The following is a 26861-nucleotide window of genomic DNA, read 5'->3' as shown; positions in this document are numbered from 1 at the left end:
CTATAATACCTGACTAATTTACTCAGGAAGTGTGTGGATATACCGCCAATGCTGACGATCACAGAAAGTGCACAGGAATATCTGGCCGAACTGCTGGGGAAACAGGACGACGCTCTCGGCGTCAGAGTGTTCATTAATCAGCCGGGAACCGCGCGCGCAGAGACGTGCATCGCCTATTGCCGAGAGGGTGATGTCCTTGAGGACGATGTAAAGCATCCTTTCGAAAAGATTACGGCGTGGTTTGATGGCCGCAGTGTCCCGTTCCTCGAGGATGCACTCGTTGACTACTCGACGGATCGCATGGGTGGTCAGCTGACTATCAAAGCGCCTAATGCCAAGATGCCTCGGGTGAACGATGATTCACCGATCGAAGATCGTATCAACTACGTGCTCTACAACGAAGTAAACCCGTCTCTTGCTGCGCATGGGGGCGAAGTCTCGCTGGTAGAAGTTACCGACGACGATTTCGCGGTGCTTCGCTTTGGCGGCGGATGCCAGGGTTGTAGCGCCGTAGACATGACCTTGAAAGACGGCGTTGAAAAAACCCTGCTGGATCAGCTTCCACAGCTGAAAGGCGTACGCGACATGACCGACCACTCGGATCGCAGCAACGCCTTCTACTAGGGGGTGATGTTAAGCGGGCAGTCTAGCCCGGCAAACGCTGGGGCAGGACGTCTTTAAGTTTGTCATGCAGTGAACGTAGGCATTCTTCAGTGTCTTCCCAACTAATGCATCCGTCGGTAATAGACACGCCATACTCAAGGTCCTCGAGGTTGGCGGCCATGCCTTGGTTGCCCCCATGTAAGTGGCTCTCGATCATGAGGCCGATAACAGATCGGTTGCCAGCGACAATTTGATCTGCCACGTTCTCTGCGACTAACGGTTGCAGAGAAGGCTGCTTGTTAGAATTAGCGTGACTGCAGTCCACCATGATGTTTTGAGGCATGTTGCCTTTCTCCAAGGCCTGCTCGCACAGCTTGACGTTCACTGAATCATAGTTGGGGCCTGCGCTTCCACCACGAAGGACTACGTGTCCATAGGGGTTGCCACGAGTTGTGAACACTGAAACTTGCCCCTGACTATTGATGCCCAAGAAACGGTGCGACTGCGATGCTGCTCCCAGCGCGTTCACCGCGACGGTAAGCCCTCCATCAGTGCCGTTCTTGAATCCAACGGCAGAAGAGAGACCGCTGGCCATTTCTCGGTGCGTTTGGGACTCGGTGGTGCGGGCCCCAATGGCTGACCAGGAAATGAGATCTTGGAGATATTGCGGTGAAATTGGGTCCAGCGCTTCCGTCGATACCGGCAGGCCTAGTTCTACAACGTCCGTCAAAAACTTGCGGGCAATGGTTAGGCCTTCCTCGATGCGAAAGGAGTCGTCGAGATAGGGGTCGTTGATCAGTCCTTTCCACCCCACGGTCGTGCGGGGCTTTTCAAAGTAGGCACGCATCACAATAAAGAGGCTGTCCTTAAGGTCTTCAGCCAAAGCCCGCAGCCGGCCTGCATACTCCATCGCCGCTTCGGTATCGTGAATGGAGCAGGGACCGACCACCACGAGCAATCGTGGATCTTTGCGGTCAAGGATATCGAACACTGTCTTTCGGCTGGCGGTAACGTCGCGGCTTAAAGCCTCTGTCAAGGGGACACGCCGCTTTAATTCAGCGGGTGTAGGCAATATGTCTTGTGAGGCGACATTGATATTGTGGATGTTGTTGCTCATGGAAACGGGCCTGCTAGAGTGCGGTTTTGTGATGTGATTCGTAGTGGATAACCGAGGCGCGGGAGTTTAATGCAGGGGCGAGACAATGAATAGGCAGGCGCGGCGCTTGTTTTTCGGGTGCATAGCATGAGTCTGCGCCCCCTTTTCACGCACATTGAGAGTATTGCTGGTCTTCTAGCCGAGGGCTCAGCCATCCTCACGCCCAACCGGCGTCTCAGCCGAGCTGTCCGTGAGGCAGAGACGCAATACCGGCTCGCCAAGGGAGATCAGGTGTGGGCCAGCAGTACCATACTGCCGCTGCGTCAGTACTGGATTGAGCGGTGGCGTATAGCGGTTACTCGGGGTCTCGTAGCTCCGGCAAACGTCGTGGATACAAGCGCTCAGCGACTTATCTGGCGACGAGTAATTGACGCGGACAGCCACGGTTCCTTTTCATTGTTGAGTCCAGCCAGAGCGGCAACTCTTTGTCAGGAGGCGAGCGAAAGACTCGCACTCTGGAGAATTAACCTGGCGGATCCTACCATCCGTCAGTCGTTTAGTTTTGATGAAGACTCCCGGGCCTTCCTGCGCTGGGAAGAGGGTTTTCGTAAAGCCCTATGCGAACTCGACGGGATCACACCGGAACAAGCGTTAGAGCAGCTACTGAATTGCAGTGCGGCCATGGACCAAGCAGTAGCGCTACTTAATCAGGATGAGCTGCCGCCGCTTCATCAGGCTCTCTGCGAAGCGTCTCCGGCGTGGACGAACATACAGACCTCAAGCGCGGAGGGGAGCGTTCTGCCCGTACGGACCTTTGCTGATCCGCGTGGGGAACTGCAAAAGGCAGCCAAATGGTGTCGTGAAAAGTATGAAAGCGATCCCGAAGGCCGTTATGCCGTTGTACTGTCAGATATGCACAACGACCGAGACCGGTTGGAGTTCTATCTGCGGCAAGAGTTTGATTGCCTGACGCAGAATTATTCAAGCTTGCCCGTGAACTTTGCAACAGGGTTTCGTTTGGATCGAGTCCCTCTCATCCGCGATGCCTTGCGTATTCTTGAGCTCAGCTTGTCCGAGGTGTCTATTGAGACTGTGATAGCAGTCTTACAATCGAGGTTTGTGAAGCCGTTTGCGTTTCGGACAGACCGACGCGAACGGTCCATACGCCACCTACGAGAGCTGGCGAAAGACGAGGTTCCTCAGCGAGTACTGCGCGCTGTGTTGGATGAACTCTTTGTTAAAGAAGAGACTCCTGCGCCCTGGGATACGGTGCTGCAGTTGGAAGCGAACGGCGCCTGGCAGAAACGGCCTCGATCTCCATCCCAATGGTTGGAACCCCTCAAAGCGGTACTGAATGCCTGGGGTTGGACTTTGGGGGCTACGCTGGATTCTCTGGAATACCAGCAGGCGGTGCAGTGGCAGGAGGCGCTCGATACCTTTGCAAGCCTCGATGCCTTCGCCGGTGCTCTTACGTTCCCCGAAGCGATTCAAGGTCTTCGAGACGTCCTGAGTGAGCAGCAGTTTCAGCCGCGAACTGACGATAACGCTGTTCAAGTGCTAGGCCCCCTGGAAACAACAGGCCTGAGCTTTGATGCGTTGTGGATAACGGGAATGAGCGCAGACCGCTGGCCAGCAGCAGCACAGGCGAATCCGTATTTGCCCCATGGCCTGCAGCGACAGCAGGGAATGCCCCACGCAGACGCAGCCTGGGAGCGACGTTGGGCCAATGCCCGCTGGGAGCAGTGGGTAAAAGGTTCAAAGGAGCTGCAAACAAGTTATGTCAGTCAGCTCGATGGCACGGAAACGCTCCCAAGTCCTCTGTTGTTACACATCTCTCAAGCGCCCGAAAGCGAGGAATGGTCGGCGGACAGTCGTTGGTTGAAGCAAATCTCCTCTGCCACATTCACCGAGGTTTCTTGCGATGCAGTGCCGGTTGGCAAAAAGGAACGCGCGGCTCAGGGGGTTGGGACAGGTGTTCTGGAACAGCAATCTGCCTGTCCGTTTCAAGCCTTTGCCGCCAGCAGACTGTCAGCGGTTCCTATACCGGCGACTACTGTGGGACTCCTCGCGTCCGAGCGCGGAACGCTACTGCATCGGGCGCTCTTTGAGCTTTGGGGTGAATTTCATAATCGGGCAGGGCTTTTAGCGTTAACCGCCGAGGAGCTCGAAGCATTGATTGATAAAGCAGTGAACTATGCAGAGCAGGGACTTCAGAAGGAGCGTCTCGATGTGCTCGGTGGAGAGATTCTGACGCTAGAGCGACGGCGCTTAAGCGGCGTGCTATCTCGGTGGCTGGCATTGGAACAGGACCGCAACGAAGACTTCGCGGTAATTGCGCGGGAGGAACCTCGGGAGCACGAGCTTGCCGGCCTTCGTCTTCGCATGCGCCTTGATCGAGTTGATGAGCTCAGTGACGGATCCAGACTCATCATTGATTATAAAAGTGGGGCTCTCGGCAATGTAAATCAATGGTTGGGGGAGCGCCCCTCACGGCCTCAGTTGCCGCTTTATGCGTTACTGGAGCCCTTTGCGGAGGGAATCAGTTACGCGTCCCTCAAGCCCGGAGTCGAGGGCTTCAAGGGCATTGGTGAGCGTGAGTACGAGTCTGGGGTCGCGAGCGCCGAGAAGTATCTGGTGGAAGGCGAAGAGGGCGGAATAGGCGCGTTGAGAGAGCATTGGAAACATGCCTTAACTTTGCTCGCGGAAGAATTCGTCGGGGGCCATAGTGCTGTGAATCCAACGGACGAAGCATGTCGCTATTGCCAGAGATTCGCGCTGTGCCGTCTAGGGGAGCAACAGTCATGATCCCGGTTGATCACGAGGCGCGAGAGAGCGCAGTGGACCCCCTGGCTTCGGTGTGCGTCAGTGCACCTGCGGGTTCGGGGAAGACGGGCTTACTGGTCAGACGTTTTCTGGGCCTCTTGGCGAGAGTCAAAGAGCCCGAAAGTGTTGTTGCAATTACCTTTACCCGCAAGGCGGCGGCAGAGATGCGAGCCCGTATCGTCGGCGCTTTGCGCGATGCGTCCTTGGGAGTCGAGGCGAGTAACCCCCACGAAGAGGCGCTGATCTTGGCTGCGCGAGCCGTGAGTGTTCATGACGCTTCACTGGGATGGGGGCTTCTGGATAACCCTTCGAGGCTACGTATTCAGACCATAGATAGCTTTTGCGGATATCTAACCCGTCAAATGCCGGTACTCAGCGGCTGCGGGGGGCAAGTGACAGCTACCGACGACAGTCGCCCACTGTACCGGGAAGCCATCGAACGTTTCCTTGCGCGGGAGTTGAAGAGGGAAAACCGCGACGATGAACGGGACATCGAAACACTGCTTTTGCATCTGGATAACAATTGGGAGAGTGCCCTGGAGCTGCTCTCCAAGTTGCTTCAGCGCCGGGAGCAATGGCAACCCGTGTTTGGGGGAGCCGGGCTCCGCCCCGAGGATCAACAGTCTCTCCTGGAAATCACTCAGGCATTAGTGGAGTTCCGTTTAGACTCCCTTCGCAATCAGCTCAAGCCCTACCTTGGTGATCTGACTCAACTCATCGCTTTCCAGGAAGAGCAGTTACAGCAGGGCGTCGATTTTTTTCCGCAAAGTGACGATGTGGCCTCCTGGCGTGCGGTAGCGAACCTTCTGCTCACCACACAAGGCGATTGGCGCAAGACGGTTAACGTAAAGAACGGCTTCCCCAAGGATGCTGGCGAGCCCGCTGAACGCAAGCGGCAGATGCTGGAGTTGCTATCGATACTCCGCGACTCGCCCAGGGAGCCCGAGGCCGATAACCAACAGGGCATAGACAGCGCGGCGATACTCAGTGAGCTCCGACAAGTGCTGCTTTTACCGGATGTGCACAGCGAGCCCGAGCACTGGGGCGTGTTGGCGGCGGTTACGCGGCTTCTTCCTCGCCTTGGCGCTGAGCTGCTATTGGTGTTTCAGCAAGCGGGGGAAGTTGACCACGCACAAATAGCGATGGCCGCGTTGACCGCTCTGGGGCCCGATGACCAGCCAACAGATCTTGCGCTACGCCTTGATCATGGCATTGAGCATTTACTCGTAGATGAGTTTCAGGACACCTCTTCCGTACAGTTTGAGTTGATACGACGATTGACTCGGGGTTGGCAGGAGCATAACGAAGGAAATCCTCTAGCGCCTCGAACATTGCTGGTCGTTGGCGACGCCATGCAATCCATCTACGGCTTTCGTGAGGCCAACGTAGGGCTGTTTATTCGCGCCCGGCGAGAGGGCGTTGGCGACCTTTCCCTGGTGCCCTTGGATTTAAGCGTTAACTTCCGAAGCCAGGAGGCTTTGGTTGGGTGGACCAACGAGCACTTTCAATCGGGCTTTCCCTCAGTCGATGATGCGCAGCTAGGCGCCGTGGCTTTTCGAAAAGCCAGGGCAGCCAGGGCCGCGGGGGTCGCTCCAGAGATCGCGGTGTTCACTGGAGACGGTGGCAATGCGGCAGAGATCGACGCTCTTTGTGACAAGCTCGAAGAAGGCGTAAGTGACGATCAGGTGGCTAGCATTGCCATCCTCGGTCGTTCCAGAACACAGCTCAGACCTATTCTCGAAGCACTCCGCGAGCGGGGTATCGATGTTGCAGCCAGGGACCTGGACACCTTAGGTCAGCGACCTCTGATCCGTGACTTGCTTACACTGTGTACGGTTTTGTGTGATCGCTTTGATCGTTACGCATGGCTTTCTCTGCTGCGTACCCCGGCATTGGCTCTGGGTAACGCTGATTTACTGCTGATGTCGCAGTGTTGCCCTACGGCTGCAGATATCCGGGATAGAGGCTTAGCCGACTCGGAAACGTACCAATCCTTGTCGAGGGGCGCAAAGGAGCGCGTGGAGCTACTCGGCAACCTGCTGAGCTGGGCGGATCACTACAAAGAACGCTTGGCGTTGCGTGTTTGGGTTGAAGAGAGCTGGCTCCTTCTTCAGGGTGCCGCGAGCCTGGCCAGCGAGGCCGATCTGCGTGATGTGGAACGCTTTTTCCAATGTCTGGAGCAGTTGGAAGAGACTCAAGAGCCGCTCAATGGTCCCAGCTTGAACAGGGCTGTAGAGACCCTTTACGCCTCGCCGGGTGACGAGCGCTGTAAGGTTCAAGTCATGACTCTGCACAAAGCTAAAGGGTTGGAGTTTGACTGGGTGTTCATTCCTGCCTTGGCAAAAAGTACCGGCGGGCAGGATAGCGAGCTGTTGCTTTGGGACGAGTTTGTACTTCCCGGCGAGTCTCCGAGTTTTCTACTGGATATTAGAGACACTGCTGGTGGTGAAGACGCACCACGCCTTTACGATTATCTGAAGGCGCAGGCAAAACAGAAGCGTGACTACGAGGCCACAAGGCTTTTTTACGTCGGCTGTACAAGAGCCGCAGATTACCTATGGCTCGGGGCAACGCTCAATTGGAGTGACAAGCGCGAGAGCTATACCGCACCAGGCGCCGGCTCGTTATTAAGCGTGATCTGGCCAACGATAGAAGAGACTGTCGATGTTTCTATTGTGACTGTGGCTGAGGATGAGGCCGCTGTCAGTTCTGCCGGTTATCGACGCCTGCGAGAGGCGCCGGCCATAGAGCCCCTGGCGCAGAACGCTCTTGCACAGGGTTTGGAGTTCTCCGAAAACTATCTTGCTCGAGCCTTTGGCACCGCAATACACCGTTGTATAGAAGCGCTGAGCTACCGCCTCGAGTTGCCCTTAAGCTGCGATGAGCAGCTGCAGCGCCTGTTGCGGGTATCCCTTACAGAGGCCGGCGCCGATCAGCAGGCCTTGCCGCAATTGGTTGCCGACGGACAGGTCATGCTTAATCGCCTGTTGAACGACCCCTGGGCACGCTGGATATTGTCTTCGGAGCATTCCGATCGTGCCTCAGAGCTTGCTTTAACGCTGGCAACCGAGGAGGGCGCTCGTCAATTGATTCTGGACTATATGTTTTTGGATCAAGCTAGGGGTGAGCGCTGGGTAGTCGACTACAAAACCAGTGCCCCCCAGGAAGACCAAAGCGAAGAGCAGTTTCTGGATGCGCAGCTTGAGGTCTATAGCTCTCAGCTGGAGGCCTATGCAGTGGCTTTAAAGAAGCGCTTTGACGAACCCGTACGTTGCGCACTGTATTTTCCGGCTCTGGGGAAACATGCTGAATGGGTGCCCACTGCGCTAGTCAACGAGCCTTAGCCGCTTCTATAATCTCGAGATTCCACAAAATGAGCGTCTATGTAATGAACAACTCCCGCTTTCACGCCAGCGAACGCTCCTTCATGAGTGGTAAACCCGGTCTGACGTCCTTTTGCCGAGGCGCTGCGGTGCTTTTCGTGCTCTTCGCCGCGGGGTGTTCTGAGGCTCCGGCGCCAGAGCAAGGCGTCAAATCACGTCCGGTGAAGATATTTACCGTCGACAGCGGTTTAGGTGCTGAGATACGACAGTTTCCCGCTACCATCGAAGCGGCTACACAGGCCGAGATGTCCTTTCGCGTGTCGGGTCAACTCGAAGCTCTGCCGGTGCGTGAGGGCGATGTGGTCGAAGCCGATCAAGTGATTGCGCAGCTGGATGCGACGGACTTTAAGAACACCCTTGAAGATCGAGAAGCGGTGTTTGAGAACACCGAGCGGAACTTTCGCCGCGCCGGTGAACTCATTGGGTCCGGAAGTATTTCTCAGCTCGATTACGATCGCATGGAGGCTGATTTTCGTTCCGCGCGGGCAGCGCTTGCCCAGGCAAAGGCAGATGTCAGCTACGCGACGCTTCGTGCTCCGTTCGCCGGAAGAATTGCGCGGCGCTATGTCGATAATTTTGAGGAGATCCGCGCCAAGCAAAGCATTGTGTATCTGCAGGACACAGAGCTTCTGGACGTCATTATTGCGATGCCTGAATCCGTTATTCGCTCTGTCACAACGGGGGGTGAGGATGAACTGTCTAACGGCTCTATCGAAGAATCCAGTGCTGATCGAGTACGCGCCATGGCATCTTTCGATAATCGTCCGAACATCAGCTATGCCCTGGAATTAAAAGAGGTAGCAACCAGAGCGGACCCGGATACGCAGACCTTCCAAATGACGTTCAGTATGCGCCAGCCCGATGAATTTACGGTGTTGCCCGGTATGACCGGGTCCGTCGAGATAGATTTCACAGACGTTATGTCAACTGAGGCGGTGACCTGGGTGCCCGCAAGAGCGGTACAGGCCGATGCCAATCTCTCCCCGAGAGTGTTCGTTCTGGACTCCGATAGCATGCAGGTGCGTAGCGTGAGCATCGAAACTGGCAGAGTGTCTGGCGAGATGATCGAAGTGTTGTCGGGATTGAACGGTGGAGAAGAGATTGTCGCTGTGGGTGCGAGTTACCTCTCCGACGGTATGCAGGTCACGCGTATGACGACGGGAGAGCAGGCTGAGCCGCGCGAAACGACGTCTGACATTAGCACCGCTTTATGAGTATCGGCGCCTATTCGGTACGCACACCGGTCATCTCATGGTTGGTCGTCGTCATAATGGTGTTTGGCGGCATCTTCGGTTTCCAAAAGATGGGTAAGCTGGAGGATCCGGCTTTCACCATCAAAATGGCGAAGATTATTACCCAGTACCCCGGTGCATCTGCGCAGGAGGTCCATGATGAGGTGACCTACCATCTGGAAGACGCTATTCAAAAGCTGCCCCAGCTAAAGCGCCTCAAGATGTCCGTATCGCGGCCTGGACTGTCCGACATCACAATCGAATTTAAGGACGAGTACGGCGCGGCGGATTTACCCAACGTGTTTGATGAGCTGCGAAGGAAGATCACCGACGTACGACCTAAGCTCCCCCCGGGCGCGCAGGCCCCCATAGTTATTGACGACTTTGGTGATGTGTATGGCGTCTATCTCATGCTTACAGGAGATGGCTACTCCTGGCGTGACCTCTATGACGTGGCTGATGACATCAAGCGACAGTTGGTGCTTGTTAAAGGCGTCCGCAAAGTCTCCATCGACGGAGAGCAGCAGGAGGTCGTCTACCTGGATATGTCCCGTTCCCGTTTAGCGGAATTGGGCATTGATCCTGCGACTATCGCTGGCGTACTGGGTTCACAAAATTCAGTGGTTGATGCAGGTAACGTTCGAGTTGGTGATGATTACCTCCGCATTAAGCCCACGGGTGAGTTTGATTCGGTGCAGGAGATTGGGGATGTGCTCATCTCGTCCCAGGAGCGAAGCCTCGTGCGCCTCAAGGACATCGCTACCATTACTCGTGCCTACGAAGCTGTCCCGGTCAAAATGTACTATCAAAACGGTCAGCGTGCTCTGAGCGTTGGGATCAGCATGGCCCAGGGAGAGAACGTCGTTGAGGTGGGTAAGCGTCTGAATCAACGCATCGCCGATCTGCAGTCGCTTATCCCAGTTGGTATGTCTCTGGAAGCAGTTTACGACCAACCGGCGGAAGTCGATAAATCCGTGGGAGGCTTTATCGTCAGCGTCGGTCAAGCAGTAGCGATCGTCATCGCGGTGCTTCTGCTCTTTATGGGTTTGCGCACGGGATTGATTATCGGGTCCGTGCTGTTGATCACGGTCGCCGGAACTCTGTTATTGATGTATCTGTTCGGCATCGAGCTTCAACGTATATCCCTCGGCGCCTTGGTTATCGCTTTGGGAATGTTGGTAGACAACGCCATCGTAGTGGCGGAGGGTATGCAGGTCCGGATGCAGTCCGGGGTTAAAGCGCTGGAAGCAGCGACAGAAGCCGTTGGTAAAACCATTTGGGCACTGCTTGGCGGAACCGCGATCGGTATTCTGGCGTTTTCCGCGATCGGATTATCGCCAGATAACACCGGCGAGTTCGCTGGCTCATTGTTCTACGTGATACTCATTTCCTTAAGCCTGAGCTGGATCACCGCGGTAAGCACCACCCCATTGCTTTGTGCACTTCTTCTTAAGCCTGGCGGCCCTGAGCAAGACCTGGATCCCTATGACGGTAAAATGTTTCAGGCTTACCGTGCAGTCGTCGCCTTCGCTGTGGATCACCGTCGTTTTACGCTGGTCTTGGTCGCAGGCCTTTTTGTTCTGGGTGTAGTCGGTTTTGGCAACGTGAAGAGCGGTTTCTTCCCTGCATCGAGTACACCGCTGTTCTTTGTGGATATCTATGAACCCGAAGGTTCCGACATCCGACGAACACGAGATGACACACTGAAAATCGCGAACTTTCTCCGTGAGCAGCCGGGCGTTCAACAAACCACAACAGTAATAGGCGGAGCGCATCAACGCTTCACGTTAGTGTACGACGCGCGGGAGCCTACGCCGGTGTACAGCCAAATCATTGTGCGCACGGATGACCCGTCTCAGGTTCAGGAGCTGCAGCAGCTTGTGGCTGAAAAAATTCGCAGCGAAGCGCCGTGGATAGACCCGATCGTTAAGTCATTGCGGATAGGACCCGGACGCGACGCAAAGATTGAGGCACGCTTTTCAGGGCCTGACGCCACGGTGTTGCGACAGCTCTCTGAGCAGGCCGAAGCCATCATGCGTGATGACGCTGAGGCCGTGGATATTCGCAATGACTGGCGTTCGCCGGTCAAACTGGTTACCCCCATATTTAATGAACAGGTGGGGAGGCAGCTGGGGATCAGCCGGGAAGATCTCGGTGATGCGATGAAGTACGCCTTTGATGGCTTACCGGCCGGAAGCTACCGGGACGGCAATCGAGTGCTTCCGCTAAAAATGCGCGCTACAGAGAGTGAGCGCGTAGACGTTGATGCTATGCGCGATGTGCAGATATGGAGTGCCGTACTGGGGCAAACAGTCCCGGCTTCTGCGGTTATTTCTGGCTATCGCACGGACTGGGAAAACGCCTTGCTCCGTGGCCGCAATCGCATCCAGACCATTATCGCTTCCTGCAACCCCTCAGGAGAGTTGGCCACACCTTTATTCGACAGAATCCGTCCGCAAATCGAAGCCATTGAGTTGCCCGCGGGATACTCGGTTTCCTGGGGTGGAGAGTACGAAGACAATGCGAATGCTCAGCAGGGCTTAGGTCGCTCTTTACCCGTCGGCATTTTGTTGATGATCCTCACGAGTATTGTGCTCTTTGGCAAGCTCCGGCAGCCATTAATCATTTGGCTGACGGTTCCTTTGGCGATTGTTGGTATCAGCGCGGGCTTACTCGCGACCAACGGTGCTTTCGACTTTATGTCGATGTTGGGAGCGCTCTCGCTCATCGGCTTATTGATCAAAAACGCGATCGTTTTGATTGAAGAGATCGATCAGCAGATAGCCGAGGGCAAAAACTCTTACGAAGCTATTCTCGATTCAGCTGTCTCTCGGGCGCGCCCCGTGGTGCTGGCAGCGGGTACGACAATACTGGGATTGATTCCCTTACTGTCCGATGTGTTCTTTGTGAATATGTCGGTCACGATTATGGCGGGTTTGGGCTTTGCATCGGTTCTGACACTGACCGTAGTGCCAACGCTGTATGCCGTGTTCTTCGGAATTAGGAAAGAAAAAAACGGTTCCTAAAGCTGAGGGCGACTGCTTACAGTCGCTTAGTCGCCCCCAAGAAACAGCGTTAAGGCTTGCCCCGGTTGTAAGTAGCGGTCGGGGTCGAGATCGTTCCAGCTAATAATTTCGTCGATGGTTATGTCAAAGCGCTGGGCTATCACGTAGAGAGAGTCACCGCTGCGTACCGTATAGCCTCGGCGAACTCCCGTACTGCCGCGCTGGGAAAGGGCGAGGCTAGCCTGCCATGCAGCACTATCAGGAATCATGAGTGTGTCCCCAGCCCGAATCAAGTTGCCTCTCAGGTTGTTGACTTCGCGAAGCAGGCCTACCTGAGTATCAAAATTCTTGGCTATGCGAATGAGGCTATCACCCCTGCGGATTCTGTAGTGCTGCCAGGTGACGCGCTCCGAGTCAGGAAGTTCCGAGAGTGCGCGTTCGAGAGGATCTGCGACTGACACGGGCACGAGAATTTTTCCATCCCCTTGCGGAGCAGTGGCCCAACGCAGTTGCCCCGGGTTGAAGCTTCGTAACTCTATAAGGTCGACACCAGCGAGCTCCGCGGCGCGAAGCATTTCGATTTGCCCGCCTGTTTCGATAGCCGCAAACGACGGAGTGTTGGGTACATCTGGTAGCGCGACTTCTAAGGCCTCGCTAAAAGCAACGATGGTGCTCAAAGCGATGAGACGAGGCACATAGCGGCGGGTTTCCCTGGGGAGCTCTAGGGACCAGTAGTCCGTTGCTAGCCCTTTATTCTTATTGCGCGTGATTGCCCGGTTTACTCGTCCCTTTCCCGAGTTGTAAGCGGCGAGAGCGAGGAGCCAATCGCCGTCAAAATCGGCGTTTAGGGATTCCAGGTAATCCAGGGCGTGAGTGGTGGACTCTCGGATGTCTAGTCGGGCATCGAACCACCAGTCTCTGCGCATGCCCAGATAATCTGCCGTGCCCGGCATGATTTGCCACAGGCCAGCTGCGCTTTGGTTAGAGATGGCGAAGGGGTTCAATGCGCTTTCTACAAGAGGAAGCATTGCGATTTCTATAGGCATGTCCCGCGCTTCTACTTCTTCGACCAAATGGTAGAGGTAGCGAGCAGCGCGGGGCTCAATTAGTTCAAAGTAGCGGGACTGCTTTAAGTAGTGTTCCCGTGCCGCTCCGATGCGCGCGTTGTGCAGGGTATGCATGACCAGCTGGCGGCGAATCCGGTCCCAAAGGTCCACAGGTGGCCCCAGAGGCCTGTCGGCTTCAAGCTCGCTTGCCGGAGGTAGTAGCTCTGCCGCAGGAGTTACGGTTGCCGTTGACTCCGGCTGCCTCGTATCCTGAATGCTACAGGCGCTTAAAAAGAGCAGTAGGCAAGCTACGGTAACGCGATGGGTGAGTGTTTTCAGAACTGATCCTTCCATGCTCGAAGACCCGCAAATACCGCTACGGTGTCGCCTCCGACGCCACGTCCTGCGGACTCCAGGCCGTCGGCAAGACGCGCGTCAGCACTTCGCAAGAAAGGGTTGGTCGCTAGCTCCAACGCGATAGTGGAGGGTACGGTTGGGGTCCCTTTGGCGCGAAGCGCTAGCGCTTTGGCCTCGCGTTGCTGCAGATCGTCATTGTCAGGATCGGCGGCTCTGGCGAAGGCCAGGTTCGCCAGCGTGTATTCATGGGCACAGTAAACAGCCGTTTCGGATGGCAAAGCGGCAAGCCGACTAAGGGACTCGTGCATCATGCCCGGATTCCCTTCAAAAATACGCCCACAGCCTCCCGCAAAAAGTGTGTCGCCACAAAAAACCGCCGGCTCCTCTCCTGCGCGGTAGTAAGCAATGTGATCGAGGGTATGTCCGGGAACAGTAATGATGTCGAAGGAGTAATCACCTACGTTTATGTGATCACCGTCGCCGAGTTCTATATCGATGCCATCAATGTTGGGATTGGCGGGACCATACACCGTGCACCCGTGGGCACTCTTTAGAGCGTTCAGCCCGCCCACGTGGTCGAAGTGGTGGTGGGTGATCAAAATACCGCTGAGTGTCAGGCCATATTGTTTTAGGGCGGTCTCTACGGGTTCCGCATCGCCGGGATCAACAACCAGAGCACTGCCATCTGAGTTTCGAAGGAGCCAAATATAGTTATCGTTGAAGGCGGGGAGACCCACTATGTTGGGAGTAGTGCTGGACATAGTGCTGGACATAAACTGTTCTCAGTTCGCAAAAAAACTTTGGGAGACGCCCCATATTTACCGCAGTCAGTCGTTGCATGCAGGCAGCAGTCTGGCTACTCTCGTTATCGTGAAGAGCGTCGCGAACATGCAGTCTATCGAGATTTCCCGAGCTCTGGAATCCTGGTACGCCAGAGATTCCGGTGAAGAGCTCTGCACCGCGATTCGTCTGTGTTTGGAACCCGTGCTCGGCTTGTCTTTTGGTTATCACATACTTCAGATAGGCCCCCTCGCACAGCGCAGTTTGATTGCCGACAGCCCCATCAATCATCAAATTTTTGCCAGTGGCGCCGTTGATCGCTCCGCGTCTCTGTATTGTCATGGTGATGAGCTGCCCCTCGAGAGTGACAGTGTAGATACTGTGGTTGCCTTCCACGCTCTCGAGTTTGACGAGCATCCTCATGGCAGCCTTCGCGAGATGCAGCGGGTGCTCAGACCCCACGGTCATCTGATAGTTGTCGGCTTTAACCCCTACAGTCTTTTAGGCGCTGCGCACTATGCTCGAGGTCTGCACAAGGGCAGTCTTTGGAACAGGCAGCGGCATCGCCCCGTAAGTCTCCACCGACTGACCGACTGGTTGAGGTTGCTCGATTGCGAGCTAGAGGGCTCACAGCAGCTCTTCCCCGTACCGCTCGCGGGAACGGGGCGATGGCGGACCTTCGCCGGTCGCGTTGACGAGTGGGCGTCCGACCATGGTCTTCCGGGTGGGAGCGTATACATCGCCCACGCTATCAAGCAGATAGCCGGGGTTCGTCGCCCCCGAAGTCTGAGAGTCAGGGCGCGGGAAAGTTTTAGAGGACTGAGTGTCGCGAGCAGTCCAGCTCCCACTCCTCGCCAGCCACGCAGCGATAACAGCGATCTGGCGGCCTAAATCCATCTTCGAAGAGTTTGAGATTGTATGAAACGCGTTGAGTTGTTCACGGATGGGGCCTGCCGCGGAAACCCCGGTCCGGGTGGCTGGGGTGCATTGTTGTCCTACGGGAAAAACGAGCGTGAGCTCTATGGCGCTGCAGCGGACACCACCAATAACCGCATGGAGCTTAGCGCTGCGATTGAAGGCCTAGCGGCTTTGAGCGAATCCTGTGAGGTAACGCTGGTCACCGACTCTACCTATGTTATGAAAGGTATTACCGAATGGTTGCCCAACTGGAAACGCCGTGGCTGGAAGACCGCTGCGAAAAAGCCCGTTGCTAATGCCGATCTTTGGCAGCGTCTTGAAGCCGAGTGTCAGAGGCATACTATTGAATGGGAATGGGTAAAGGGACATAGCGGTCATCCTGGAAATGAACGGGCAGATGCCCTCGCCAATAAAGCCATCGACGAAATGCTTTCTTAACCTGAATAGCAGGGATTACCAAAATGCGACAAATAGTCTTGGATACCGAGACCACGGGTCTGGAAGTTAGTCAGGGCCACAGAATCATTGAGATCGGTTGTGTCGAGTTGGAAAACCGCCAGCTGACGGGCCGGCACTTTCATCGTTACATCAACCCCGAACGGGATATCGACGCCGGCGCCATCGAAGTCCATGGCATTACGGCGACGTTTCTCGCTGACAAGCCCGTGTTTGCGGCCGTGGCAAAGGACTTCGTTGACTTTGTTGATGGCGCAGAGCTGATTATTCATAACGCGCCCTTCGATATTGGATTTCTTGACAGCGAACTGAGCCGTCTGGATGCCAAGGCGCTGCCTCTCGCGAAACGCTGTGAGGTAACTGACACACTAATCATGGCCCGGAGCCGGCACCCGGGGCAGAGAAACAGCCTGGACGCACTCTGCGGACGCTATGGCGTGGACAACTCAAGCAGGGATCTTCACGGCGCGCTTCTGGACGCTGAAATTTTAGCGGACGTGTATCTGACGATGACGGGCGGACAAACAGCGCTGGCTCTCGGGGGCACTGATGATGACAATCAGGGGAGGGCCCGATCCAGCGGCCTTCGCCGCCTTCCTGCTGATCGAGCTCGGTTACCGGTCATACAGCCATCAGACGAAGAACTTGCTGCGCACGAGGCGCAACTGGATAGCATTGCCTCAGCGGGAGTTGAGCCGCTATGGAGACAGCTCTCCACTAGCGGCTAGTGCTCGATATAACTCAGCCGTTTCAGATAAATAGCGTTACGCAGGCCAGACCAACGCCGCCCATAACAATGGTGTAGGGCAGGGCCATGATCACCATGCGTCCGTAGGACAAGCGGATAAGCGGTGCAAGAGCAGAGGTTAGCAAAAACAGGAAGGCGGCCTGACCATTTGGCGTCGCAACGCTGGGCAAGTTGGTTCCGGTATTGATTGCAACCGCTAGCTGATCGAACTCCATACGACTGATGGTGCCAGCGTCCAGCGCAGCTTTCACTTCGTTGATGTATACCGTTGCAACAAACACGTTGTCGCTAATCATCGACAACACGCCATTGGCTATGAAGAACATTCCCGGCCTGATATCCGAATCCATCGCCAGCACAGCGTCGATAACTGGCGTAAACAAGTGCTGATCGTGTATGACCGCTACGATGGCAAAGAACACAACCAGTAGCGCGGTAAAGGGGAGGGCTTCTTCAAAAGCGTGACCAATCTGATGCTCTTCAACGATGCCGTTAAAGGCAGTTAGCAGAACAATGACCATGAGACCGATAAGTCCCACCGCCGCCCAGTGCATTGCCAGGCCGACTACGAGTATCACGGCTACCAAAGCTTGAACGACGAGCCGTGCGACGTCGCGAGTGTTTCGCTCCGAGTCCGCTTTGTCCTGAAACTCGTTGAGCACCAAGCGCACGGATTCAGGCAACTTGGCACCGTAACCAAACTTACCCGACCATTCCAAAAGGGCACAGGTCATAAGACCACAGGCTAAGACCGGCATCGTCACCGGGGCCATAACCGTTACAAATTTGATGAAATCCCAGTCAGCAACAGAGGCGATGAGCAAGTTTTGAGGTTCGCCGACAAGGGTGCACACTCCACCAAGGGCAGTACCCACGGCACCATGCATGAGCAGCGACCGGAGAAACGAGCGGAAATTTTCCAGATCTTCCCTATGGTTCGCCTGCACGTCCGTGTCATTGCCGTGATCATGGCTGTCATGGTGCGAACCTTTTCCTGATGCGACCTTGTGATAGACGGAATAGAAGCCCACGCCGACGCTGATTAAAACGGCGGTTACGGTGAGGGCATCAAGGAAAGCCGACAGAAACGCCGCGACCAGGCTAAACAGTAGAGAAAGAACAACCTTGGAACGGACTTTCAAAAGAATACGGGTAAACACGAAAAGCAGCAGGTCTTTCATGAAGTAAATGCCAGCGACCATAAACATCAACAGCAATATGACTTCGAAGTTTGCTTCTGTTTCGTGGAAGACCGAGTACGGACTGGTCATGCCCAGCACTACGGCCTCAATGGCGAGCAGTCCCCCGGGCTGGAGTGGATAGCAGCGCAGCGCCAGTGCCAGGGTAAATATGAACTCGCCAATCAGTACCCAACCAGTTGCGAAGGGCCCGATGGTATAGAGCAATACCGGATTAATAAGCAGAAATCCGATGATTGCCTTTTTATACCAGCCTGGTGATGGCCCAAGAAAGTTGTGCCAAAACGCCTGCGCTGCAGATTCGCTCATGGGTCTTCCTCTAAAAATTTGACCTTAAGTGTACGGTATTGAACAAGAGCAAGTAAGGCGCTTAGCGCAGATCTTTAATCGGAACAGGGGCAGATAGTGGGCGTATTGCCCCTTGCGGCCTTCTTCAGCGCTGCATAGGATAGCGGCCCTTTTCACTGAAGCTGATGAGACCTGCTTTTCGTCAGGCGTAGCTGGAGTTACTACATACATGTTGGATCTCGACCAGTCCGCACCGGATCACCGCAATGACGCGCTACACATCGTGTTTCAGCGCGGAAAGCTGGTCATGGATATGCGATCCCGACAGCCATGTATTCTCACCGAGATTGATGTCTCACAGAACCAATGGCCAGTTGCTCGAGAACGCTATATCGGACATTGGTCCGGGCAGGCATGTTTCGCGATCGAAATTTCCGAGAGTACCGACATCGACGCCATGCGTTATCAGGCGGGAAGTCTTTATCAGCTTCTAGGGCGTGTGGATGATGGCGTGTTTGCCTTGGCGGGGCGCGCTGCTCAGCTTTTAGATTGGGAGCGCGACCATCAATTTTGCGGTCGCTGCGGACAGCCTATGACAACTGCAGACGGAGAGCGTGCCTTGGGCTGTGCCGTTTGCAAGACCACGCTTTATCCCAGGATTTCGCCATGTGTCATCGTGTTGATTACCAAGGGAGATGAAATGCTCCTGGCACGTAACGCGCGGTTCCCGAGGCCAATGTATAGCTCGTTGGCAGGGTTTATTGAAGCCGGAGAGAGTGCCGAAGATACCTTACGCCGTGAAGTGCGTGAAGAGGTCGGCGTGGAAGTCGGAAAGATTCAGTACTTTGGGTCTCAATCCTGGCCCTTTCCGAACCAACTTATGCTTGGCTATTTTGCCGAATACGCCAGTGGCGAGATCACTCCAGATATGGATGAAATTGCTGAAGCTAACTGGTATCACCCTCAGGACTTACCGCCGGTGCCACCACCCTCATCAATAGCCGGGCAGCTTATCCAGCACCACTGCCGACGAACACAAGCAGGATAATCGGCAGTCCCTCCACTCTCAGGAACCTTTATGGAATTTCTCTCTCAATATGGACTCTTTCTGGCGCAGGCGATGACGATAGTCGTCTCTGTCGGACTTATTGTTTTGCTCATTGCAGCTGCGTCGCAACGTCATCGCGGTGAAAGCAATGGTCATATCGAAGTCCACAAGCTCAACGACCGCTACAAGGAACTCCGAGAAACGCTTCGGGATGCCACCCTTGACCCCGCTCTGCGCAAGGAGTCACAAAAGGCCGAAAAGAAGGCAGAGAAGAAAAAAGCAAAAGAAGAAGCGAAGGCGGCCAAAAAGCAGGTGAAATCTGGTGACGAAGAGGCCGAGGAACTGCCTCGGCTTTATGTGCTGGATTTTGACGGCGATATTCGTGCGTCGGCGGTCGAGCAGCTCCGCGAAGAAATTTCAACTTTGCTTGGTGAGCTCCGTGAATCCGACGAGGTGCTCCTTCGACTCGAAAGTGGCGGAGGCATGGTTCATAGCTATGGTTTGGCATCGAGCCAGCTGCAGCGTATTCGAAACAAGGGCATAAATCTCACTGTGGCAGTCGACAAGGTGGCAGCGAGTGGAGGCTACATGATGGCCTGTGTAGCCAATCAGATTATCGCCGCGCCTTTTGCGATCATCGGCTCCATCGGTGTGATCGCGCAGCTGCCCAATTTCCACCGTGTATTGAAGAAGAACGACATTGATTTTGAGGTTCTAACGGCCGGTGAGTACAAGCGGACACTCACGGTGTTCGGCGAGAACACTGACAAGGGGCGAGACAAGTTCAAAGAAGAGCTTGAAGACACCCATGTTCTCTTCAAGCAGTTTGTTAAAGAAAATCGCGAAGTCATTGATATTGATAATGTTGCTACTGGTGAGACATGGTTTGGTCAGCGTGCTCGCGAGGTCAATCTTGTGGACTCACTTCAGACCTCTGATGAGTACATTCAGGCTAAGCTCGATACCCATGGTGTCTATGAATTGAGCTACGTACCCCGCAAAAACTGGCAGCAAAAGCTCGGTATTGCCGCGGAAAATGCCTTGGAAAGAAGTTTTCTCAAGCTCTGGCAGGCAGCCCTTACCCGGCCAAAGCAGTAGCGATGGAGTAATCCCGGGGAAGGCTCTTTGATCTTCGTGCGTGCGCAGCCTTTATCTGTAATCCGTAGCCCAGGAGCATAAAATGGAACAAGCGAAATCGCTGAATGTTTTTGCTGAACCGCTGGAAACCTGCGGTACTGACCCGGTGACGGGTTTCTTTCGCGACGGCTGCTGCAATACCAGCAAACAAGACCTAGGTTCGCATACTGTCTGCGTGGAGCTCAGTCAGGAGTTTCTGGAGTTTTCTCGCAGTCGGGGTAACGATCTCATGACTCCCGTGCCACAGTTCGACTTCCCCGGTTTGTTGCCCGGTCAACGCTGGTGCCTTTGCGCGACGAGATGGCTCGAAGCCCATGAGGAGGGCAAGGCTCCACGAGTCTTTCTGCGAAGAACCCATTCTCGCGCACTGGAGACTGTTCCCATGGAGATACTTCGAGGCTACGCTCTGGATCTCAGTTAGAGAGTTCCAGCGAAGCTTCGGCTACTCCAAAAATCTGTTTTCGCCAGGTGCGCAATTAGCCGGGTAGGGTAAATCGCTTTGAGTAACTTCTCCCCGGGACAACATCGCACGCACATCGAGAGTCTTTGGCGGTTTCTGGCGCTAGTCGCCGTTCTCGTGGGCTACTTCGCTTACATGAGCTGGAAGTTTGACGCCGCAACAGGCGCCTGGCTTGCACTGCTCAGCTGGAGCTTTTTTGTTTTGTGCACCCCCGTCGCTGATGGGGGCTTTATTGTGGCATTCCCCGTACGGCTTTTGTTCGGTACCCGGATGCTGTTAACGCAATTGGTTGTTTGGATAGTAGCGATAGCGATTAACGTCGCAGCAATGCAATACGCGCCCTCAAACTATGCTGACACGGAACTCACTAATCTGCTGTTAAAAATACTCACCACGCCCTGGCCTTACTGGAGCATCCTCGCTATTTCAGCGGCAGGCACGGGTATGTCGATCTGGTTTGGCGACGAAATGATGGACGTCACCTCTCACGCTGATCGCGCGAAGCATCATCAACACGGCTTCAAGCACAAGTTTGTGATCATTGCTGGCTTTGGAGCACTGACGATCCTTGCTTACTACCATTTACTGTCAGACCTGGGGATTGCTTTGCCTACGGGCTAGATGAGCGGACTTAGCGTTCCTCGCAGAGCTTTCTTTGCAACATCGCGCGGTTGGCGAGAGCATCCTGATCTGAATCTTCACCCAATATTGCTGCGCTCACGTCATTTTGTGGGTTGAGGCAGGGATCAGCTTGTGAGGCGTCTAGGGTAAGGAAGTACGCTAAAACGGCGATACCAATAACCACGAATACGGACAGCAACTGTAGAGCACGGCTCATGATTCAGTAGCCGGTTTCAGCGCCTCACATGCCTGATGTTGCGTAAGAAACACTTGTCCAGACAAGTGCTCAAGAAAATCGGTACGTTCCAAGGCGTCCATCACCGGCCCCTTAACTTCACTCAGATGAAGCATTATCCCTTGTTCCTTGAGTCGTAGGGTAACTGCCTCCAATGCCTCGAGCGCGCTGAGGTCGATGGCGTTAACAGCGGTGCACTGCAAAATGATGTGCTTTAGCTCGGCGTCATGCTCAGCGATTACCGCGTAGATGGCGCTTTCCATATACCCGGCGTTCGCAAAGTAAAGGCTCTCATCAATGCGCAGGGACACTATGCTGGCGTGGGTGATTACATCGTGCCGGTTAACGTTGCGAAAGTGTTCGGTACCGGGTACTTCGCCTACGATGGCGATGTGTGGCTGTGAAGTTTTGTGTAAGTGCAAACTGATCGACGCGACAATACCCGCAAGCACACCGAGCTCCACACCAAAGAACAGCGTACTGAGTATGGTGACCGCCACTGCCGTAAAGTCGCTTCGTGAATAGCGCCAGGCAAGTTTTATAAGTCCGAAGTCAATCAAAGAAGTAACGGCCACGATGATCGTGGCGGCCAATGTCGCCTTGGGTAAGAAATACAGAATTGGCGTTAGAAAAAGCGCGGCCGCGGCGATGCCAAATGCCGTAAGCACGCTAGCCAGCTGCGTTTGTGCTCCCGCATCAAAGTTGACCACCGATCGGGAGAAACCGCCGGTGACCGGGAATCCGCCAGAAACCGCAGACGCAACGTTCGCTGTGCCCAAGGCGACGAGCTCCTGATTAGCATCTATTCGTTGTCGTCTTTTAGCGGCGAGGGTTTTTCCTACGGATACCGACTCCACGAAACCAATCACGCTGATGAGAAGTGCCGACACCGCCAATTCTGACCAAAGCTCAAAGTCAATCTGAGGAATGGCGAAAGCGGGGAGTCCCTGGGGTACTTTACCGACCAGCGCTACCCCGAGGTTTTCAAAGTCATAGAAAACGCTTGCCACCGTCGTTGCAATAATCACCAACACGGGCCCGGCCTTTGCGAGCATCGACGCGGCTTTAGGGCTCATTCCAATGCCTCTTAGCAGTGGCGCAAAGCCTGATCGAACCCAAAACAGGAAAGCCAGAGCCGCAAAGCCTGTTATTGCTGTCACCGTATTGACCTGGGGTAGATTGCTTAGCAAGGTTTCCAGGAGTGTTGGGAGGGTCTCCCCATGAGCATCAATTCCGAATATGTGCCGTAATTGCGATAAGGCGATAATGATGCCGGAGGCCGTAATGAATCCGGAAACCACAGGATGAGATAGCAAATTGGCAAGGTAGCCAAAGCGCATCAAGCCCATGCCGATAAGCATCGCGCCCGATAGTAGTGCCATCGCAATTGCAGCTGAGGCATAACCCAGGCTTCCCGTGGCAGCGACTTTTCCTACTGAGGTGGCAGTCATTAAAGACACAACGGCGACAGGGCCAACGGACAATGTCCTGCTGCTGCCGAAGATCGCGTAGGCAAGCAAGGGCAGAATGCTCGCATAAAGGCCCATCTCTGCGGGTAGGCCAGCCAGTAATGCGTAGGCGAGCGACTGGGGAATCAGCATGATCGTAACGATCACCGCCGCGAGGCTGTCGCTCGCTAGGGCATCTCGGTTGTAGTTACTCAGCCAATCCAGTGGTGGTAGTAAGCCTCGTAGCCACTGCGTCATGCGTCGGCCTTACTACGCTCCGGATTAACCATCCACTCTTTGCCTTTCAGCATTCCCTTCCAATAGATTGGCGGAAGAATTTGCTCTTTTAGTATCCACGCGAGTCGTGTGGGACGCTGTCCATTGAGCAGCCACTTGGGGAAGCTGGGGAGTAATTTTCCGCCATACCCGAACTCAGCAAGAACGATCTTGCCCTTTTCGACGGTGAGGGGGCAGGAACCATAGCCGTTGTAATGCGCAACGCCCGATACGCGATTCATATCGTGCAGGAGATTGTTTGCAACGATGGGCGCTTGCATGCGTGCTGCCGCCGCGGTTTTTGCATTTGGTGCGTTCATCGCATCACCCAGGCTCCACACGTTTGCGTAGCGTTTGTGTTGAAGCGTGTTTTGATCAACATCAATCCAGCCGGCGTCGTCAGCTAGCGGGCTTTGACGGACAAAGTCAGGCGCGGTCTGGGGAGGGCAGACATGAATCATGTCAAAGTCTGAGCTTACTTCCACCGACGCGCCGTTCTCGTCCTGGGTTTCAAACCATGCTGTTTTGGAGTCGCCGTCTATGCGGGTCAATCGATGGCCAAAATTCAGTGTGGCCTTGTATCGCTCGATGTATTCCATGAGGGCGGGAACGTATTCCTTGACTCCGAAGAGCACCGGGCCCGCATTAAAAAAGCTGATATCAATGTTGTTCAGTACACCAGCACGACGCCAATGATCACCCGACAGATACAAAGCTTTTTGCGGGGCGCCAGCGCACTTGATTGGCATAGGCGGCTGAGTAAACAGCGCCTTACCTTTTTGGAGACCGCTGACCAGTTCCCAGGTGTAAGGTGCTAAGTCGTAGCGGTAGTTCGAGGTGACACCATTGCGCCCAAGAGTTTCAACCAGACCTTCGATCCCGTGCCAGTCCAGTTTTATGCCCGGTGCGACGATAAGTCGGTCGTAATGTACAGGGTGACTATCTTCCAGCAGCACTCGGTTATTCTCCGGTTCAAAATTGCCGACTGCTGATTTAATCCACCGTACACCCTCGGGAATAAGAGATGCCATAGTCTTTACGGTATCTTCCTGACGGAAAATCCCTCCGCCTACCATTGTCCAGCCTGGCTGGTAGTAGTGAACCTCGGCGGGATCAATGATTGCGATAGATAGCGCCTGTGTGCGCGCCATGAGGCTGGAAGCTACAGAGATGCCTGCTGCGCCAGCTCCAACAATAACGATGTCGTAATGATCTTTCTTTGCTGCATCTCCGCCTGCCAATTTTGGCTCGCTGGCGGGGACGCTTCCTAGAGCATCGCTAAGGTCATAGCCGCAGTCTTTGGCGATGCGAAGCAGTTCGGCATCATTTACGCCCTGGTTACGCTGATGCAGGCTCCATAGCGTGATAGATCGCGTGCCTGTCCGGCAAAACGCATGGACAGGGGCCTCCATTTGCGAAATGGCACTGGAAAAGTCCTCAACATCCGTCGCAGAAAACTTTCCCGATACGATGGGCACGTAGGCAAGGGCTATACCCGCCGCTTCGGCAGCACCTCTGATTTCGGTAATCGTTGGTTGATCGTTTGCCTCACCGTCGGGGCGATTGCAGATCAGTGATTTCACACCTGCCTCGACAAGTGCCGGAATGTCGCTCGCGGTGATTTGTGTCGAGACCGAAAACGACTCGTTAACTGGTATCAGCGTTAGGCTCATTTTTTTATTCCTTTGCTGCGAGGTTGGAAAGGTCTGGGCCGCCAAATGCATTGAGCGGCAGTTTTAGGAAGAAACGATCTCCGCTTTCAGGGGGAGGGACATGACCGGCACGCATGTTTATCTGTAGTGACGGCAAAATCAGATTCGGCATGCCCAGGGTTTTGTCTCGCTTCTCACGCATCGCCACAAACTCTTCTTCGCTAATCCCTGCCTTGACGTGAATATTAGCTTCGAGCTCTGCTGATACCGAAGTCTCAAACTGGAGTTCGCGATCGTTTGGCATATAGTCATGGCAAACAAAGATACGAGTAGCTTCGGGTAAGGCAAGAATTCTCTTGATAGAACGAAAGAGCGTGGCGGCGTCGCCCCCGGGAAAATCACAACGCGCTGTTCCGAAGTCTGGCATGAACAATGTGTCGCCTACGAAGGCCGCGTCGCCAAGTACGTAAGCCATGCAGGCTGGGGTGTGCCCCGGAGTGTGCATGGCGTAACCCTCAAGGGAGCCAATATTGATGCTGTCTCCTTCAGAAAGAAGCACGTCAAATTGCGAACCGTCTCTCAGGAATCCCTCTTCAGAGTTAAATACGGCACCAAAGACCGTTTGAACCGTCGTTATCTCTGATCCAATAGCGATTTTCCCGCCAAGTTTTTGTTGCAGGTAAGGGGCTGCAGACAAGTGGTCGGCATGCACATGCGTTTCTAGAATCCACTCCAGAGATAAGCCCTGCGTTTGTATGTGGTCGATGACGGTATCTGCGCCCTCGTAGCTAACAGTGCCGGATGGATAATCGAGATTCAGTACGCTGTCGACGATAGCGCATGCATTACTATCGGGGTCTTTGACTACATAGGTAAGCGTATTGGTGGGTGCATCGAAAAAGTGCGTGACGTCGGCTGTAGCTGTCATGTTCTGCGCTCCTGTTAAGTGCCACTATATAATTAATATTTATAAGCATATAACTAAAGTATAGCGCAGTTTTGCGCAAAGAAAATTGATCTGTGTCGTATTAATGCCTGTTCAAGGATTAGTTGTCGTCCTCTTTGAGCTTGAGAGGTAGCTCCATATCGACGCGATGCATACCCGGACCCCAGCCATCCCAGGTCGTTTTGCCCGCCACTGCAGAGAACCTTGCAAAAAAAGGGGCTGATATGTGGCTCGCTGCAATACACAGTACTGGGGTTTTGAGCTCTATTGCCTGAGCAACTACGCGCTTCATTATTGTCGATCCAAGGCCCAGGCCCTGACACTCCCTGGCCAGCAGTATCCAGTTTAGTGAGCTACGCTGACCGTTACTCGACACGCCATAAGCAGCGACGAGCTTCTCGTTTCGCGTCGCCACAATGTACGTAGCCGGGTTTTTACTCAGAAACCCTTCGTAATCGGCGCGCTCGTTGGGAGCAAAGAATTCCGGACAGTTAGCGTCAAAAAGCGCCAGGCATGACTGGAGGTCGTCGGTGCGAAAACTCCTGAAGCTTGCTGTAGCTTGAAGTGTGGTCATTGTCAGAGTATCTGCCCGGCATCTTTATAGATGCAAGAACTTGCATATACGCGTTAGTTATCGCTGGCCGAGTAACTAGTGCAAAAAGGAAGATCCCGTGCAGGCTTTACAGATAGACTGGCCTAATAGCCATGGGAGAGGTGGAGATGGACTTCGCACGAGTGGAGGTGACTCAATCGGAAGAGCTGATTCGCGTTTGTGCCGAGTCGTTTGCTGATTCAGAGGGGGAGGCATCAGGCGCGGAAATCGCAAGTCTCGTTGAAGACTTGCTTAAGCATTTTGATGAAGAGCGCGCCGAGGCCTTCGCTGCAGTGGAGGAGGGCAGCTTTATAGGCGCTATTATCTTCAGCGAGTTGATATTGCCCGATGGAACACAAGGTTCGCTTTTGTCGCCCGTGGCAGTCCGGACCGACAGGCAGTCAACGGGGGTGGGGCAACAACTCATTGGGCATGGTCTTCAGGAGTTGTCCGAAGAGGGGGTAGACGTCGTGTTCACCTATGGTGATCCCGCATATTACTCGCGCTTCGGG

Annotated in this window: 22 protein-coding genes; 13 read left to right on the top strand and 9 right to left on the bottom strand. The window is 54.6% G+C overall.

The window, feature by feature from the left end:
- Positions 1-48 precede the first annotated feature (48 nt).
- Positions 49-624, top strand: a complete 576-nt coding sequence (gene nfuA, locus AB8B76_RS02315; protein WP_405269698.1) for a Fe-S biogenesis protein NfuA — start codon at positions 49-51, stop codon at positions 622-624.
- Between the two features lie 22 nt (positions 625-646).
- Here nfuA and AB8B76_RS02310 read toward each other — a convergent pair whose 3' ends face one another.
- Positions 647-1720 carry a 3-deoxy-7-phosphoheptulonate synthase gene (locus tag AB8B76_RS02310; RefSeq protein ID WP_405269695.1) on the bottom strand — a complete coding sequence of 358 codons (1074 nt, stop codon included), beginning with the start codon at positions 1718-1720 and terminating at the stop codon, positions 647-649.
- Between the two features lie 126 nt (positions 1721-1846).
- Between AB8B76_RS02310 and AB8B76_RS02305 the strand changes: the two genes are divergently transcribed.
- From AB8B76_RS02305 to AB8B76_RS02290, 4 genes are read left to right on the top strand one after another with little or no spacing between them, the layout of a single operon-like run.
- The gene (locus AB8B76_RS02305; protein WP_405269692.1) at positions 1847-4504 is read left to right on the top strand and encodes a PD-(D/E)XK nuclease family protein; all 2658 of its coding nucleotides are present in this window, start codon (positions 1847-1849) and stop codon (positions 4502-4504) included.
- On the top strand, positions 4501-7866 hold the full coding sequence (locus AB8B76_RS02300) for a UvrD-helicase domain-containing protein (protein ID WP_405269689.1): 3366 nt from the start codon (positions 4501-4503) through the stop codon (positions 7864-7866). The genes AB8B76_RS02305 and AB8B76_RS02300 overlap by 4 nt, the downstream gene beginning before the upstream one ends.
- Positions 7867-7895: 29 nt before the next feature.
- Entirely contained in the window at positions 7896-9119 is a 1224-nt protein-coding gene (locus tag AB8B76_RS02295; protein WP_405269686.1) for an efflux RND transporter periplasmic adaptor subunit, read from the top strand.
- The gene (locus AB8B76_RS02290; RefSeq protein WP_405269683.1) at positions 9116-12163 is read left to right on the top strand and encodes an efflux RND transporter permease subunit; all 3048 of its coding nucleotides are present in this window, start codon (positions 9116-9118) and stop codon (positions 12161-12163) included. Before AB8B76_RS02295 ends, AB8B76_RS02290 begins: the two co-directional genes overlap by 4 nt.
- A 26-nt stretch (positions 12164-12189) precedes the next feature.
- Here the strand turns inward: AB8B76_RS02290 and AB8B76_RS02285 are convergent, their stop codons facing one another.
- Positions 12190-13542 (bottom strand): LysM peptidoglycan-binding domain-containing protein, encoded by a 1353-nt coding sequence (locus AB8B76_RS02285; RefSeq protein ID WP_405269680.1) that lies wholly within the window; start codon positions 13540-13542, stop codon positions 12190-12192.
- The gene (gene gloB, locus AB8B76_RS02280; RefSeq protein ID WP_405269677.1) at positions 13524-14318 is read right to left on the bottom strand and encodes a hydroxyacylglutathione hydrolase; all 795 of its coding nucleotides are present in this window, start codon (positions 14316-14318) and stop codon (positions 13524-13526) included. Before gloB ends, AB8B76_RS02285 begins: the two co-directional genes overlap by 19 nt.
- Here gloB and AB8B76_RS02275 point away from each other — a divergent pair.
- Genes AB8B76_RS02275 through dnaQ form a run of 3 tightly spaced genes read left to right on the top strand, consistent with a single transcriptional unit; the run spans position 14284 to position 16427 of the window.
- Positions 14284-15216 carry a class I SAM-dependent methyltransferase gene (locus AB8B76_RS02275; protein ID WP_405269674.1) on the top strand — a complete coding sequence of 311 codons (933 nt, stop codon included), beginning with the start codon at positions 14284-14286 and terminating at the stop codon, positions 15214-15216. The genes gloB and AB8B76_RS02275 overlap by 35 nt on opposite strands.
- 27 nt (positions 15217-15243) lie before the next feature.
- Positions 15244-15681 carry a ribonuclease HI gene (rnhA, locus tag AB8B76_RS02270; RefSeq protein ID WP_405269671.1) on the top strand — a complete coding sequence of 146 codons (438 nt, stop codon included), beginning with the start codon at positions 15244-15246 and terminating at the stop codon, positions 15679-15681.
- A 23-nt stretch (positions 15682-15704) separates the two neighbouring features.
- The gene (gene dnaQ / locus AB8B76_RS02265; RefSeq protein ID WP_405269668.1) at positions 15705-16427 is read left to right on the top strand and encodes a DNA polymerase III subunit epsilon; all 723 of its coding nucleotides are present in this window, start codon (positions 15705-15707) and stop codon (positions 16425-16427) included.
- Positions 16428-16449: 22 nt separating this feature from the next.
- Here the strand turns inward: dnaQ and nhaB are convergent, their stop codons facing one another.
- The gene (gene nhaB, locus AB8B76_RS02260) at positions 16450-17955 is read right to left on the bottom strand and encodes a sodium/proton antiporter NhaB (protein WP_405269665.1); all 1506 of its coding nucleotides are present in this window, start codon (positions 17953-17955) and stop codon (positions 16450-16452) included.
- A gap of 208 nt (positions 17956-18163) precedes the next feature.
- On the opposite strand from nhaB, the gene nudC reads away from it, so the two are divergent.
- From nudC to AB8B76_RS02240, 4 genes are all read left to right on the top strand, one after another.
- The gene (gene nudC, locus AB8B76_RS02255) at positions 18164-18982 is read left to right on the top strand and encodes an NAD(+) diphosphatase (RefSeq protein ID WP_405269662.1); all 819 of its coding nucleotides are present in this window, start codon (positions 18164-18166) and stop codon (positions 18980-18982) included.
- A gap of 30 nt (positions 18983-19012) precedes the next feature.
- The gene (gene sohB, locus AB8B76_RS02250) at positions 19013-20080 is read left to right on the top strand and encodes a protease SohB (RefSeq protein WP_405269659.1); all 1068 of its coding nucleotides are present in this window, start codon (positions 19013-19015) and stop codon (positions 20078-20080) included.
- A gap of 82 nt (positions 20081-20162) precedes the next feature.
- Positions 20163-20540 carry a DUF2237 family protein gene (locus AB8B76_RS02245; RefSeq protein WP_405269656.1) on the top strand — a complete coding sequence of 126 codons (378 nt, stop codon included), beginning with the start codon at positions 20163-20165 and terminating at the stop codon, positions 20538-20540.
- Between the two features lie 78 nt (positions 20541-20618).
- On the top strand, positions 20619-21200 hold the full coding sequence (locus tag AB8B76_RS02240) for a hypothetical protein (RefSeq protein ID WP_405269653.1): 582 nt from the start codon (positions 20619-20621) through the stop codon (positions 21198-21200).
- A gap of 10 nt (positions 21201-21210) precedes the next feature.
- On the opposite strand, the gene AB8B76_RS02235 is transcribed toward AB8B76_RS02240, so the two are convergent.
- The 5 genes from AB8B76_RS02235 to AB8B76_RS02215 all read right to left on the bottom strand — a co-directional run bounded on the left by AB8B76_RS02235 (position 21211) and on the right by AB8B76_RS02215 (position 26331).
- On the bottom strand, positions 21211-21417 hold the full coding sequence (locus AB8B76_RS02235; protein WP_405269650.1) for a hypothetical protein: 207 nt from the start codon (positions 21415-21417) through the stop codon (positions 21211-21213).
- Positions 21414-23141: a SulP family inorganic anion transporter gene (locus AB8B76_RS02230; protein ID WP_405269648.1), complete on the bottom strand. Its 1728-nt coding sequence runs from the start codon at positions 23139-23141 to the stop codon at positions 21414-21416. The genes AB8B76_RS02235 and AB8B76_RS02230 overlap by 4 nt, the downstream gene beginning before the upstream one ends.
- Positions 23138-24832 (bottom strand): TIGR01244 family sulfur transferase, encoded by a 1695-nt coding sequence (locus AB8B76_RS02225; RefSeq protein WP_405269645.1) that lies wholly within the window; start codon positions 24830-24832, stop codon positions 23138-23140. Before AB8B76_RS02225 ends, AB8B76_RS02230 begins: the two co-directional genes overlap by 4 nt.
- Before the next feature lie 4 nt (positions 24833-24836).
- Positions 24837-25739 carry an MBL fold metallo-hydrolase gene (locus AB8B76_RS02220; protein WP_405269642.1) on the bottom strand — a complete coding sequence of 301 codons (903 nt, stop codon included), beginning with the start codon at positions 25737-25739 and terminating at the stop codon, positions 24837-24839.
- A gap of 118 nt (positions 25740-25857) precedes the next feature.
- Positions 25858-26331: a GNAT family N-acetyltransferase gene (locus tag AB8B76_RS02215; protein WP_405269639.1), complete on the bottom strand. Its 474-nt coding sequence runs from the start codon at positions 26329-26331 to the stop codon at positions 25858-25860.
- Positions 26332-26477: 146 nt separating this feature from the next.
- On the opposite strand from AB8B76_RS02215, the gene AB8B76_RS02210 reads away from it, so the two are divergent.
- Positions 26478-26861, top strand: a 384-nt coding sequence (locus AB8B76_RS02210) for a GNAT family N-acetyltransferase (RefSeq protein ID WP_405269636.1), incomplete at its 3' end; no start/stop codon positions are given.

Origin of the sequence: Congregibacter sp. (assembly GCF_045107095.1) — a bacterium.
In the GTDB taxonomy this organism is placed as follows: Bacteria; Pseudomonadota; Gammaproteobacteria; order Pseudomonadales; family Halieaceae; genus Congregibacter.
This window is presented reverse-complemented; position numbering and strand designations above follow the sequence as displayed.

What these genes read in the sequence shown, in the direction of transcription:
- nfuA (WP_405269698.1), top strand. Translation starts at nt 49, where the DNA reads ATGCTGACGATCACAGAAAGTGCACAGGAATATCTGGCCGAACTGCTG.
- AB8B76_RS02310 (WP_405269695.1), bottom strand. Translation starts at nt 1,720, where the DNA reads ATGAGCAACAACATCCACAATATCAATGTCGCCTCACAAGACATATTG.
- AB8B76_RS02305 (WP_405269692.1), top strand. Translation starts at nt 1,847, where the DNA reads ATGAGTCTGCGCCCCCTTTTCACGCACATTGAGAGTATTGCTGGTCTT.
- AB8B76_RS02300 (WP_405269689.1), top strand. Translation starts at nt 4,501, where the DNA reads ATGATCCCGGTTGATCACGAGGCGCGAGAGAGCGCAGTGGACCCCCTG.
- AB8B76_RS02295 (WP_405269686.1), top strand. Translation starts at nt 7,896, where the DNA reads ATGAGCGTCTATGTAATGAACAACTCCCGCTTTCACGCCAGCGAACGC.
- AB8B76_RS02290 (WP_405269683.1), top strand. Translation starts at nt 9,116, where the DNA reads ATGAGTATCGGCGCCTATTCGGTACGCACACCGGTCATCTCATGGTTG.
- AB8B76_RS02285 (WP_405269680.1), bottom strand. Translation starts at nt 13,542, where the DNA reads ATGGAAGGATCAGTTCTGAAAACACTCACCCATCGCGTTACCGTAGCT.
- AB8B76_RS02275 (WP_405269674.1), top strand. Translation starts at nt 14,284, where the DNA reads ATGTTGGGAGTAGTGCTGGACATAGTGCTGGACATAAACTGTTCTCAG.
- gloB (WP_405269677.1), bottom strand. Translation starts at nt 14,318, where the DNA reads ATGTCCAGCACTATGTCCAGCACTACTCCCAACATAGTGGGTCTCCCC.
- rnhA (WP_405269671.1), top strand. Translation starts at nt 15,244, where the DNA reads ATGAAACGCGTTGAGTTGTTCACGGATGGGGCCTGCCGCGGAAACCCC.
- dnaQ (WP_405269668.1), top strand. Translation starts at nt 15,705, where the DNA reads ATGCGACAAATAGTCTTGGATACCGAGACCACGGGTCTGGAAGTTAGT.
- nhaB (WP_405269665.1), bottom strand. Translation starts at nt 17,955, where the DNA reads ATGAGCGAATCTGCAGCGCAGGCGTTTTGGCACAACTTTCTTGGGCCA.
- nudC (WP_405269662.1), top strand. Translation starts at nt 18,164, where the DNA reads ATGTTGGATCTCGACCAGTCCGCACCGGATCACCGCAATGACGCGCTA.
- sohB (WP_405269659.1), top strand. Translation starts at nt 19,013, where the DNA reads ATGGAATTTCTCTCTCAATATGGACTCTTTCTGGCGCAGGCGATGACG.
- AB8B76_RS02245 (WP_405269656.1), top strand. Translation starts at nt 20,163, where the DNA reads ATGGAACAAGCGAAATCGCTGAATGTTTTTGCTGAACCGCTGGAAACC.
- AB8B76_RS02235 (WP_405269650.1), bottom strand. Translation starts at nt 21,417, where the DNA reads ATGAGCCGTGCTCTACAGTTGCTGTCCGTATTCGTGGTTATTGGTATC.
- AB8B76_RS02230 (WP_405269648.1), bottom strand. Translation starts at nt 23,141, where the DNA reads ATGACGCAGTGGCTACGAGGCTTACTACCACCACTGGATTGGCTGAGT.
- AB8B76_RS02225 (WP_405269645.1), bottom strand. Translation starts at nt 24,832, where the DNA reads ATGAGCCTAACGCTGATACCAGTTAACGAGTCGTTTTCGGTCTCGACA.
- AB8B76_RS02220 (WP_405269642.1), bottom strand. Translation starts at nt 25,739, where the DNA reads ATGACAGCTACAGCCGACGTCACGCACTTTTTCGATGCACCCACCAAT.
- AB8B76_RS02215 (WP_405269639.1), bottom strand. Translation starts at nt 26,331, where the DNA reads ATGACCACACTTCAAGCTACAGCAAGCTTCAGGAGTTTTCGCACCGAC.